We start from the raw sequence: 12,267 nt of genomic DNA on the forward strand, positions 1-12,267 counted from the left end.
TCTACGGGCGCAGGACAAGGAAACCTCCCCTGCCTGATGCGCCGCAATAGCGTGAACACTGTCCTCGAAAAAACTGCCGCGCACGGAACACGCCACGGCCAATCAATCGTGCAGACGCAAAAAAGCCGGGAATTTCCCGGCTGCCGCATCATACACACGTTTTGTCGCGCGATCACCCCGACGGGCAGTTTTGCCGCCCGGCGGAGTGATCAAGTGCTGATGCGATTACGGCTTGGACTTTTGCAGATAGCGGAAAAACTCGCTGCCTGGGTCAAGCACCATCACGTCGCTTTTGTTGGCGAAGCTTTCACGGTAGGCACGCAGGCTACGGTAGAACGCATAGAACTCCTGATCCTGACCGTAGGCTTTGGAGTAAATGGCGGACGCCTGAGCATCACCATCACCGCGGGCCTCTTCAGACTCGCGATACGCTTCAGCCAACAGAACGCGGCGCTGACGATCGGCGTCGGCACGAATGCCTTCAGCCAGTTCGTTACCCTTGGCGCGATGCTCGCGGGCTTCACGCTCACGCTCGGTGCTCATGCGCTCGAACACACTGCGATTCACTTCCTTCGGCAGATCGATAGCCTTGACCCGGACATCGACCACTTCGATGCCCAGCTCTTTGCCGGCCATGGTGTTGAGCGACGCAGTGATGTCAGCCATCAGCGCGTCACGCTCACCCGAGACCACCTCGTGCAGGGTGCGCTTACCGAACTGGTCGCGCAGACCGGACTCGAGACGACGGGAAAGGCGCTCATCGGCGATCTGCTTCAGGCCGGATGTCGCGGTGTAGAAACGCTCAGCGTCCTTCACACGCCACTTGGCATAGGCATCAACCATTACGGCTTTCTTTTCCAGCGTCAGGAAACGCTGAGTCGGCGCATCGAGGGTCATCAAGCGACCATCGAACTTGCGCACCTGATTCACGTAAGGAATCTTCACATGCAAACCTGGCGAAACATCCGCCTGAACCACGCGACCGAACTGCAGGAGCACCGCGCGCTCGGTCTGAGCGACGATGTAGAAGCTGTTCCATGCGACCACGGCCAACACGACGCAGACAATCAGGGCAACCAGAGATTTATTGCTCATCAGCGAGTCTCCCTAGTGCGCGTGTCACGCTGCTGTTGCATGTCCGCTGCCCGTGAGCCCGGGTCTGCCGGTGCAGCAGCAGCGCCGCCGGCGGTAGACGAATTGGAACCGTTACGGCTGCTATCGATCATTTTGTCCAACGGCAGGTAAAGCAGGTTGTTCTGACCTTTGTCGCCGGTCACGAGTACCTTGCTGGTGTTGCTGAAGACTTCCTGCATGGTGTCCAGATACAGACGCTCACGCGTGACTTCCGGTGCCTTGCGGTACTCGGCGACCAGCTTGGTAAAGCGATCTGCCTCACCCTTGGCCCGAGAGACCACTTCATCGCGATAACCGTTGGCGTCTTCGACGATACGCTGAGCCTGACCGCGTGCTTCCGGGATCACACCGTTGGCATAGGTTTCAGCCTGGTTGCGTGAGCGTTGCTCGTCTTCACGGGCGCGGATCACGTCATCGAACGCTTCCTGGACTTCGCGTGGCGCCGCAGCGCTCTGCACGTTGACCTGAGTCACGGTGATGCCGGTGCGATAGGTATCGAGGAAGCGCTGCAGCCGCTCCTTGATTTCGCTGGCCATCAACTCACGACCTTCAGTCAGCACCTGATCCATGGCGGTTGAACCGACCACATGACGCAAGGCACTTTCGGTCGCGTGCTGCAGGCTGACTTCAGGCTGATCAACGTTCAGCACGAAATCCTGCAGATTGGTGATTTTGTACTGCACGGTCAGTGGCACTTCGACGATGTTCTCGTCTTCGGTAAGCATCTGGCCCTGCTTGCTATACGCACGTTCGCGCGTCACGTTTTCGAGGTACTTGCGATCGAACGGCGGGAAATAGATGTTCAGACCCGGCCCGACGGTTTCGTAGTACTTGCCGAAGCGCAGCACAACGGCCTGCTCCTGCTCGTCGACCACATAGATTGCGTTGTACAGCCAGATGGCGAGCAGCACGACCAGACCGATGCCGAGCAGGCCAAGGCCACCGCCCTTGCTCGATCCACCGCCGCTGCCGCCGCCATCGCCACTGCGTTTCTTGCCACCACCGAACAACCCATTCAGGCTTTCCTGCAGCTTACGGAAGGCCTCGTCGAGATCCGGTGGCCCCTTGCGGTCGCCGCCCTTGCGCTTACCACCCCAAGGATCCTGATTATTCGAGTTGCCACCCGGCTCATTCCAAGCCATAGCGCTCTCCATCTGATAAAGCAAAGACGCGCCCGCGGCGCGCCGACCAATGCTACAGAATGCCCGTCAAAGCGGTACAACCGCTTTGTCAGGCTTTTATTGCAAAGTGTGTTGCTCGATGAATTCGAGCGGCTGCAGTCCTTCGCGACTCACCAGGCGATTGAATTCAACTCGGGGTAACCGAACAGCCAGAAGACTCCGGCCTTCTTCGTCGTGCTCTTCGCTCTGCACCGCGCCCAGGTTGAAAAACTGGGCACGCAACCGGGCGAACTCCTGCGTCAGGCGCAACGTCCCCACAAAGAGATCATTGCCCAATACTTCAGCGATGGCTTGCCTGAGCAAATCCAGACCGCGTCCGTCACGGGCAGAAACCCAGACCCGCTGCGGCTTGCCATCGGCATCGCGTTGAATCTGCGGCTCCACCCCTTCGAGCAGATCGAGTTTGTTATAGACCTCGAGCATCGGCAAGTCCTGGGCGCCAATCTCGCCCAGCACCACCATGACCTGCTCGATCTGCTCAAGGCGATCGGGCTCGTGAGCGTCGATCACATGCAGCAGTAGATCGGAGTTGCTCGATTCTTCGAGCGTAGCCCGAAAGGCCTCAACCAGCTTGTGCGGCAAATGGCGGATAAAACCCACCGTATCGGCCAGCACAATCGGCCCGAGGTCTTTGACTTCAAGACGGCGCAGGGTCGGGTCGAGGGTCGCGAACAGTTGATCGGCCGCATAGACGTCGGAGTCGGTCACCGCATTGAACAGCGTTGACTTGCCGGCGTTGGTATAGCCAACGATCGACACCGTAGGGATATCGGCGCGGGACCGGCCACGACGAGCCTGATCACGCTGACTGCGGACTTTTTCAAGCCGGCCCTTGATCTGACGCAAGCGCACGCGCAACAGACGTCGATCCGTTTCAAGCTGGGTTTCACCCGGGCCGCGCAGACCGATACCACCGCCCTGACGCTCAAGGTGAGTCCAGCCACGGACCAGCCGCGTACTCATGTGCTCAAGCTGGGCCAGTTCGACCTGCAGCTTGCCTTCGTGGGTGCGCGCCCGTTGGGCGAAGATGTCGAGAATCAGGCCCGTACGGTCAAGCACGCGACACTCGAAAACACGTTCGAGGTTACGTTCCTGACTGGGTGTAAGGACATGATTGAAGATGACGATATCTGACTTTTCGGTTTTGACCAGGTCGCGTAATTCCTCGACCTTGCCGCTGCCCACCAGATATTTGGCCGTAGGCCGATGTCTTGGCACGTTGACGAACGAGACAATATCGGCACCGGCCGACAGCGCCAGTTCCCTGAACTCCTGCGGATCTTCGCGCGCCTCAGGGTCCTGACCATCCAAGTGAACGAGGATCGCCCGCTCACCACCACTGTGGCGCTCAAAGAACAAAGCAGACTCCTATCAGGCGTTACCTGGCTCGGCGTCAGCCTGCTCGGATTCGGTAGCGCTAGGCAGACGAATCGGGCGGACAGGAACGACAGTCGAGATGGCGTGTTTGTAGACCATTTGGCTGACAGTGTTCTTCAGCAAAATAACGAACTGGTCAAAAGATTCGATAGTGCCTTGCAGCTTGATGCCGTTTACCAGATAGATCGAAACCCCAACCTTTTCTTTACGCAAAGTGTTCAGGTAAGGGTCTTGTAGCGAATGCCCTTTTGACATGTGCCGCACTCCTTTAAGGATCAATAGAATAAATTTCGAAAACGTTGGCTTGGGCCGCTACCTCCCGAAGGCTATCCCCCAAGGATAGACGGCTATTGCAAGGACTCAGCTCAATATGGAGACCGACCCCAGGTATTTCAAGGCGCGTGACAGATTGTCGCTAGCCAGGCTGTCCAACCAGTGCAAATCCTGCCAGCTGCGCAACCAGGTGAACTGCCTCTTGGCCAGCTGGCGCGTGGCAATGATGCCGCGCTCCTGCATCTCATCCCGAGTCAGCTTGCCGTCCAGATGATCCCAGACCTGGCGATACCCTACAGCTCTTATAGACGGTAAATTCGAGTGCAGATCACCCCTCGAACGTAGCGCTACGACTTCTTCAACGAATCCTTCATCAAGCATTTGCCTGAAACGCACAGCAATTCGGTCGTGGAGCACCTTGCGATCCGTCGGTGCGATCGCGAGATTTGCGACAGTATAGGGCAATTGATGACGCCCCGAAGCGCTCGCTTGAGCACTTTGCGCACTTTGTTGTTCACGGTGCGCGGTCATGCTCATTCCGCTCACCCGATAGACTTCCAGCGCACGAACCAGCCGCTGAGGATCGTTGGGGTGAATTCTCGCTGCCGATACCGGATCGACGCTCGCCAGCTCATCATGCAGTGCCTGCCAACCCTGACTGGCCGCTTGCGCCTCAATCTGCGCACGAATCTCGGCGTCAGCCGCAGGCATATCGGCCAGGCCTTCCAGTAGAGCCTTGAAATACAACATCGTGCCGCCCACCAGCAGGGGAATTTTTCCCCGGGCGGTAATTTCCCCCATCGCCTGCAAGGCATCGGTTCGAAAATCCGCCGCAGAGTAGCTTTGGCCGGGGTCGAGAATATCGATGAGCCGGTGCGGATACTTTTCCAGAAGTGCCTTTGATGGCTTGGCGGTGCCGATGTCCATGCCGCGATACACCAGCGCGGAATCCACGCTGATCAGCTCACACGGAAGCACCTTGGTCAGCTCGATGGCGAGATCGGTTTTCCCGGCGGCGGTCGGCCCCATCAGGAAGATGGCCGGAGGAAGAGCACTCATCAGCGACCGCGCAGGAATAGTTTGTCCAGATCATCCAGACCCAGCTGGGTCCAGGTGGGCCGTCCGTGGTTGCATTGACCGCTGCGCTCGGTGTTTTCCATGTCACGCAGCAGGCCGTTCATTTCCGGAATGGCCAGACGCCGGTTGGCGCGAATCGCGCCGTGGCACGCCATGGTGCCCAGCAGTTCATTCATGTGCGCCTGAACACGGTCGCTGGTGCCGTACTCCATCAGATCGCCCAGCACGTCGAGCACCAGTCGATTCGCCTCAGCCTGCTTGAGCAGTGCAGGGATCTGCCGGATCGCGAGCGTCTCGGGGCCGAGGCGCTGTAATTCGAAGCCCAGTTGCTGGAAGGTCGTCATATGCTCTTCGGCGCAGTCGGCCTCGCGCTGGCTGACCGCAATGGACTCCGGCACCAGCAGCGGCTGACCGCTCAGGCCTTCGCTGGCCATGGCGATTTTCAAGCGCTCATACATGATCCGCTCGTGGGCCGCGTGCATGTCCACCAGCACCAGCCCGTGGGCGTTTTCCGCCAGGATATAAATACCCTTGAGCTGAGCGAGGGCATAGCCCAGCGGCGGCACATCGCCCTGAGATTCGGGCAACGAAACGCTGCCTGCGCTCATCGGAGCCTGCACGCCGGGCAACGGGGCGAAGAATTCGCTGTAAGCGGCTCGCGCCTCTTCAGCCGGAAGCACCGACGACGGCCGCGGCGTGTACTGATACTGATAACCCGCGCCGCTGCCCGAGCCGGGGGCGGATCCGGCGGGCGGGTTCCAGGCCTGACCTTGTGGCGTTTCCAGCACGTTATTGGCCAGACGCATTTCGCCCTGGGGCCCGAACTCGCCGGCATCCGGCCCGCTTGGGCGCACCAGCGCGGTGACCGAGGTCGTACCTGCAAGCTGATCCTCAGGCCGTACATCGCCGAGCGCCCGATGCAGCGTACCGTAGAGGAAATCGTGAACCGTGCGCCCGTCGCGGAACCGCACTTCATGCTTGGTCGGGTGAACGTTGACGTCGACGACCGCCGGATCGACTTCAAAAAACAGCACGAAGGTCGGATGCCGGCCGTTGAACAATACGTCGCGATAAGCCTGACGTACCGCGTGGGCAACCAGTTTGTCGCGGACCGCGCGGCCATTGACGAAGAAATACTGCAGATCGGCCTGACTGCGGGAGAACGTCGGCAGCCCGACCCAACCCCACAACCTCAAACCGTTGCGCTCGACCTCGATCGGCAGCGCCTGTTCCAGAAACCCGGGACCGCAAATGGCCGACACCCGTCGCGCACGCGATACATCATCGCGCGCTTCGTGCAGGCTCAGGACGGTCTTGCCGTTATGGCGCAAGTGAAAGGCCACGTCGAAACGCGCCAGCGCCATGCGCTTGATGACTTCCTGGAGATGATCGAACTCGGTCTTCTCAGCCTTGAGAAACTTGCGCCGCGCAGGGGTGTTGAAGAACAGGTCGCGCACTTCCACGGAGGTGCCGACAGGGTGCGCAGCAGGCTGAACGCGAGAAGCCATGTCGCGGCCTTCGGTCTCGACCTGCCACGCCTGATCAGCATCGCGGGTGCGCGACGTCAGGGTCAGACGGGCCACGGAGCTGATTGAGGCCAGCGCCTCACCCCGGAAACCAAGGCTCATGACGCGCTCAAGGTCTTCCAGCTCGCGGATCTTGCTGGTGGCATGTCGGGCCAGCGCCAGGGGCAGGTCATCCGAAGAAATACCGCCGCCGTCGTCGCGAACACGGAGCAGCTTGATGCCGGCCTGTTCAACGTCGACATCGATGCGACGCGCGCCGGAATCAAGGCTGTTCTCGAGCAGCTCTTTGATCACCGACGCCGGCCGTTCGACGACCTCGCCCGCAGCAATCTGGTTGGCAAGCCGTGGGCTGAGCAGCTGGATACGCGCGGCTTCTGCCGCAGGCAAATTCGCGCTTACGCTGACATCCAGTTCCTGATCACCGAGCAACAGGTCAGTCACGGCTCACCTGCCAGTTCTGCGCTGGGGATTCTCAGTTGCTGGCCGACTTTTAATTCGTCAGAACTTAAATGATTGGCGGTGCGAAGCATCGGCATGGTCATGTCGTAGCGCGCCGCGATCATGCTCAGCGATTCGCCGGGACGGACCGTGTGCTCGCGCGCACCCATGGCGAGTTTGCCGTTGTCCCGCAGCCAGGCGATGTACGTACCTTGCGGCGGATTCTGCTGGAAGAATTGCTTCACGCCGGCGGTGATGGAACGCGCCAACGCCTGCTGGTGGCTTGCCCCCTCCAGCTTGTTCGCTTCCGCCGCGTTGGAGATAAAGCCGGTCTCGACCAGAATCGACGGAATGTCCGGCGACTTCAGCACCATGAATCCGGCCTGCTCGACGCGGGATTTGTGCAACGAGGTCACGCGGCCGATGTTGGTCAGAACCTTCTGGCCGACGTTCAGGCTTGAAGTCAGCGACGCGGTCATCGACAGATCAAGCAGTACGCCGGCGAGCATGCGGTCTTTGTCATCGAGGCTCACAGCCCCGGCGCCCCCGATCAAGTCGGAACGGTTTTCACTGTCCGCCAGCCAGCGTGCGGTTTCAGAAGTCGCGCCGCGCTCGGACAAAGCAAACACCGAAGCCCCGAACGCCGCCGAGGAAGGCGCCGCGTCGGCGTGAATGGAGACGAACAGATCAGCGCCCTTGGCGCGTGCGATTTCCGTGCGCTTACGCAGCGGGATGAAGTAGTCGCCGGTGCGGGTCAGCTCTGCGCGATAGCCCTTCTCGCCGTTGATCTGGCGCTGCAGCTCCTTGGCAATCGCGAGCACGACGTTCTTTTCTTTCTCACCGCGGCCGCCGGACGCGCCTGGGTCTTCGCCGCCGTGACCGGCATCGATGACGACGACGATGTCACGCTTGCCATTCGGCACAGGGGTGAGTTTGATTTCAGGTTTGGACGGACTGACCGGGACCGCAGGCGTCGCCGGAGCAGCAGTGGCCGGGGTATCGGCAACCGACGGCGGCGGATTGGCATCGGCGGCGTTGTCGTACAGGTCGACGACCAGACGGTTTCCGTATTGCTGGTTCGGCGCGAGGGTGAAACTCTTTGGTGTCACCGCCTTTTTCAGGTCGATGACCACGCGCAGGTCGTCAGGCGTGCGCTGCGCCGAGCGCATGCTGGTGATCGGCGTGTTGGCTGTCGGCACGTTCAGCGGCCCACCCAGGGTGGCGCCATTGATATCAATGACCAGACGATCAGGGGACTGCAGCGTGAAGACGCTGTGCTGAACGGGGCCAGACAGGTCGAAAACCAGCCGAGTGTTATCCGGAGCACGCCATAAGCGGACACTTCGTACCTGTGAAGCGGCCAACGCGTCGACAGCCAGTGTCGCCAGCAGCAGTCCAATCACAGTAACCAGCGCGCGCATGCGCATACCAAACCCCATATCTAATGAATTTCTATTTAAACGACGGCGCCAAAGCGGCACACCACTGCTCACCACGGGAGCTTTTAGGGCTCAGCGTCAGCGCTCGACCTTGATCGAGCGGCCTTATGGTAATGATCAGGTCAGGCTTTGGCAAAAAGCCTGCACCAAGATTGGGCCATTCGATGAGACAAAGGGCATCGCCTTCGAAATAGTCCCGGATGCCGAGGAATTCTAGCTCTTCTGGATCGACAAGTCGGTAGAGATCAAAGTGATACGCGCGGTTTCTCCCAATTTCGTAAGGTTCTACCAGCGTAAACGTCGGACTTTTAACCGCGCCAGTATGGCCAAGGCCGCGAATGATCCCTCGGGACAGCGTGGTCTTGCCCGCCCCCAGGTCGCCCTCCAGAAAAATAATCCCATTGCTTTCAGTCACTTGGGCAATACGTGCGCCGAAGTGGGTCATGGCCTCTTCACCCATGAGCTCCAGGGTTAGCTCAGACACGGTTGGTGCTCCTCCAGAAGCTGGCGAATAACAGGAATCAGATCAGCGGCAGCGAGCCCTCGCCCGCTGGCGCCACATTGCTCACCGGCGAGGGCGTGCAGCCAGACGCCCAGACAGGCAGCGTCGTAGGCGCTCATCTTTTGCGCCATCAGCGCGCCGATGACACCGGACAGCACATCGCCCAGCCCGCCGGTCGCCATCGCCGGATGGCCATGATTGGCCAGTGAGAGGTCACCGACAGGGTTGGCGATCAGGCTGCCGCTGCCTTTTAAAACGCATACAGCGTTAAATTTTTTAGCCAGCGCCCGCGCCGCAGCCGGACGATCGGCTTGAATGTGTTTGGTATCGGTGCCCAGCAGCCGCGCGGCTTCGCCAGGATGCGGGGTGATTACGCTGCCCTCGGGCAGTTGCACCGTGCCGGTCGCCAGCTCATTCAATGCGTCGGCATCCCAGACCTGCGGCAACGGCGCGTTGGCAGCCGCCGACAACAGGCTTTTCCCCCAACTGTGCTGACCGAGGCCCGGACCGACCACCAGCACCGACGCGGGCTCGATCAAGGCGCGCATCTGGTTGGCCGAGCTGATGCCGGCGCTCATGACTTCGGGGAATCGCGTCAGCGCGGCGCTGACATGTTCCGGCCGCGTTGCCAGCGTGACCATGCCCGCGCCGGTGCGCAGCGTGCTTTCAGTGGCGAGCAATGCCGCGCCGCCGAAGCCCCGGTCGCCGCCCACCACCAGCACGCGGCCGAATATGCCCTTGTGCGCAGTGCGTGAGCGAGGCGCCAAGGTGGGCAGATTGAAAGTATCCAGCCGTTTGACGCTCACTGGCGTCTGGCGAATGATCTCGGCGTCCGCCTGCAAGTCATCGAACACCAGCTCACCCACCAGCTCGGGCGCATCGCCGGTGAACAGCCCGACCTTGAGGCCGATGAAGGTGACGGTGAGATAGGCGTGAACGGCACAGCCGAGGGTTCGCCCCGTATCTGCGCACAGTCCCGAAGGGAGATCGATGGCCACGACCGGCAACTCACTGTCGTTGATGGCTTCAATGGCCGCAGCGTAAGGCGCGCGCACGTCGCCCGTCAGTCCAGTCCCCAGTAACGCGTCGACCACGATGCCGGCCAGCGCCTGCTGTTGCCATGACTGAATATCGACATTAGCGGCGACGGCCTCTTCATAGGCCGAACGGGCATCGCCGGCCAGCGCGTCGCAATCACCCACGGCCAGCACGTTAACTTGCCAACCGGCACGTCGGGCCAGCGCAGCAATGAGATAGCCGTCACCTGCGTTATTGCCGCGACCGGCCATCACCGTCAGCTGTTTGTCCTCAGGCCAACAGCGGCGTATTGCCCGCCACGCGGCATGGGCGGCCCGTTGCATCAGCTCGAAGCCGGGCGTGCCGGCGGCAATCAGGCGCGCATCGAGGTCGCGGACCTGAGCGGCGCTGTACAGTGCGTCGGGAAATGGGGGTTTGCTGTGCAACATGCGTCTTTGGGCTCCGATGTCTGGCAGAATTATACGCACCTGCGCCCCGGTGTCCTCCTTGCATGTCCGCGATAACTGTAGATCCATCCACAGCCTCAACGCCCCTCTCGGCGGCCGGGCTGACCGACCTTGCCCAATCGATCAAGGGTTGGGGGCGCGAGCTTGGCTTTCAGCAAGTCGGGATCTCGGGGCTAGACCTGGCTGAGCACGAGCAGCACTTGGAGCGATGGCTCGACGCCGGGTACCACGGCGAGATGGACTATATGGCAGCGCATGGCAGCAAACGTTCGCATCCGGACGAGCTGGTGCCAGGAACCCTGCGCGTGGTGTCGTTGCGCATGGACTATCTTCCCGGCGACACGCAGATGGCCCAACTGCTGGGGCAGCCCGAGAAGGCCTACGTTTCCCGTTACGCGCTGGGCCGTGATTACCACAAGCTGATTCGCAAGCGCGTGCAGCAACTGGCGGAGCGCATTCAACAGGCGATCGGGCCGTTCGGGTTTCGCGCGTTCGTCGACAGCGCACCGGTGCTGGAGAAGGCCATTGCCGAGCAGGCCGGGCTGGGCTGGATCGGCAAGAACACACTGGTGCTCAATCGCAAGGCCGGCAGTTATTTCTTCCTCAGCGAACTGTTCGTCGACCTGCCGCTGCCGGTAGACGCGCCACACGCCACCGAGCATTGCGGGCGCTGCACCGCCTGCCTGGACGTCTGCCCGACCAACGCCTTCGTCGGGCCCTACGTACTGGATGCGCGCAAGTGCATTTCCTACCTGACCATCGAGCTAAAGACGTCGATCCCCGAAGACTTGCGCTCACTGATCGGCAATCGGGTGTTTGGCTGCGATGACTGCCAGATCGTCTGCCCGTGGAATCGCTTCGCCCGGCCCACCGATCAGACAGACTTCAAGCCGCGCCACGGCCTTGATAACGCCGAATTGACGACGCTTTTTTTGTGGGATGAAACGACCTTCCTGAGCAACACCGAAGGCTCACCGTTGCGGCGCGCCGGGTATGAGCGGTGGCTCAGAAATCTGGCCGTGGGGCTGGGTAACGCGCCGTCTAGCATCCCCGTGATCGAAGCGCTGAAAGCGCGGCGGGAGCATCCGTCTGAGATGGTGCGCGAGCATGTGGAATGGGCGTTGCGACAGCATGAAGCGAGGGCCCCAGGACGCGTGCTCTAACAGCGCCCTGACTCAATGCCCGTCTTTGTAAACAAACTTGGGCATTTCCCAGCGAAACCTGATTGCCAGCAGCCGCAGCAACAGCCCGCCAAACAGGGTGATCAGGGTGCCCTGCTCCACCGGTAACCCGGCGTACTGACACAGCAAAAAGCACCACGCGGCGGCGAACGACACGCTGGCATACAGCTCGCGGCGGAAGATGAGAGGGATGTCGTTGCAGAAAATATCCCGCAGGATCCCGCCAAACACGCCCGTAATCACCCCGCTCACGGCGGCGACGGTCATGCTCAAGCCCATGTCCAGCGCGGTCATGCAGCCGATCAGTGTGAACGCCACCAACCCCAGTGCATCGAGCACCAGAAACAACGAGCGCAGATGGCGCATCAGCGGTGCGATGAAAATCGTCACCAGCGCCGCGACGCTGGTGAGGATCAGATATTCAGGGTGCTTGACCCACGTCAGCGGGTAATGCCCCAGCAGCACGTCGCGAACCGAACCGCCACCCAATGCCGTGATGCACGCGATCAGCACCACACCGAACCAGTCCATGCCGCGACGGCCTGCGGACAGCGCGCCGGTCATGGCCTCGGCCGTAATAGCGATCAGGTAGAGCATCAACAACATGGCGGCAGTCCCTGCGAGAAAGGGGCGCAGTCTAACCACTCGACCGGGG

11 protein-coding genes are annotated in these 12,267 nt (G+C 60.9%); 1 reads left to right on the forward strand and 10 read right to left on the reverse strand.

Features of this window, described 5'->3' with window-relative positions; translation table 11 throughout:
- Positions 1-225: 225 nt before the first annotated feature.
- The 9 genes from hflC to ACYASU_RS20695 all read right to left on the reverse strand — a co-directional run bounded on the left by hflC (position 226) and on the right by ACYASU_RS20695 (position 10,413).
- Positions 226-1,095, reverse strand: a complete 870-nt coding sequence (gene hflC / locus ACYASU_RS20655; protein ID WP_122533818.1) for a protease modulator HflC — start codon at positions 1,093-1,095, stop codon at positions 226-228.
- Entirely contained in the window at positions 1,095-2,276 is a 1,182-nt protein-coding gene (hflK, locus tag ACYASU_RS20660; protein ID WP_192171092.1) for an FtsH protease activity modulator HflK, read from the reverse strand. The genes hflC and hflK overlap by 1 nt, the downstream gene beginning before the upstream one ends.
- A gap of 96 nt (positions 2,277-2,372) precedes the next feature.
- Positions 2,373-3,674, reverse strand: coding sequence for a ribosome rescue GTPase HflX (hflX, locus tag ACYASU_RS20665; protein WP_463583881.1), 1,302 nt, complete (start codon positions 3,672-3,674; stop codon positions 2,373-2,375).
- A 12-nt stretch (positions 3,675-3,686) separates the two neighbouring features.
- Positions 3,687-3,947: an RNA chaperone Hfq gene (gene hfq, locus ACYASU_RS20670; RefSeq protein ID WP_019691505.1), complete on the reverse strand. Its 261-nt coding sequence runs from the start codon at positions 3,945-3,947 to the stop codon at positions 3,687-3,689.
- A 105-nt stretch (positions 3,948-4,052) separates the two neighbouring features.
- Positions 4,053-5,024 (reverse strand): tRNA (adenosine(37)-N6)-dimethylallyltransferase MiaA, encoded by a 972-nt coding sequence (gene miaA / locus ACYASU_RS20675; RefSeq protein WP_463583882.1) that lies wholly within the window; start codon positions 5,022-5,024, stop codon positions 4,053-4,055.
- A complete protein-coding gene (mutL, locus tag ACYASU_RS20680) occupies positions 5,024-6,955 on the reverse strand; it encodes a DNA mismatch repair endonuclease MutL (RefSeq protein WP_463583983.1) in 1,932 nt (643 codons plus the stop codon). Before mutL ends, miaA begins: the two co-directional genes overlap by 1 nt.
- Positions 6,956-7,005: 50 nt before the next feature.
- Positions 7,006-8,445, reverse strand: a complete 1,440-nt coding sequence (locus ACYASU_RS20685; protein WP_463583883.1) for an N-acetylmuramoyl-L-alanine amidase — start codon at positions 8,443-8,445, stop codon at positions 7,006-7,008.
- A 13-nt stretch (positions 8,446-8,458) separates the two neighbouring features.
- Positions 8,459-8,929: a tRNA (adenosine(37)-N6)-threonylcarbamoyltransferase complex ATPase subunit type 1 TsaE gene (gene tsaE / locus ACYASU_RS20690; RefSeq protein WP_192171096.1), complete on the reverse strand. Its 471-nt coding sequence runs from the start codon at positions 8,927-8,929 to the stop codon at positions 8,459-8,461.
- Complete coding sequence (locus ACYASU_RS20695; RefSeq protein WP_463583884.1) at positions 8,917-10,413, reverse strand: NAD(P)H-hydrate dehydratase; 1,497 nt, start codon at positions 10,411-10,413, stop codon at positions 8,917-8,919. Before ACYASU_RS20695 ends, tsaE begins: the two co-directional genes overlap by 13 nt.
- Positions 10,414-10,475: 62 nt before the next feature.
- On the opposite strand from ACYASU_RS20695, the gene queG reads away from it, so the two are divergent.
- A complete protein-coding gene (queG, locus tag ACYASU_RS20700; protein WP_463583885.1) occupies positions 10,476-11,594 on the forward strand; it encodes a tRNA epoxyqueuosine(34) reductase QueG in 1,119 nt (372 codons plus the stop codon).
- A gap of 12 nt (positions 11,595-11,606) precedes the next feature.
- Here queG and ACYASU_RS20705 read toward each other — a convergent pair whose 3' ends face one another.
- Positions 11,607-12,218 (reverse strand): trimeric intracellular cation channel family protein, encoded by a 612-nt coding sequence (locus tag ACYASU_RS20705; protein ID WP_122533826.1) that lies wholly within the window; start codon positions 12,216-12,218, stop codon positions 11,607-11,609.
- Between the last annotated feature and the right edge of the window lie 49 nt (positions 12,219-12,267).

This window comes from Pseudomonas sp. HP_12 (assembly GCF_055283955.1).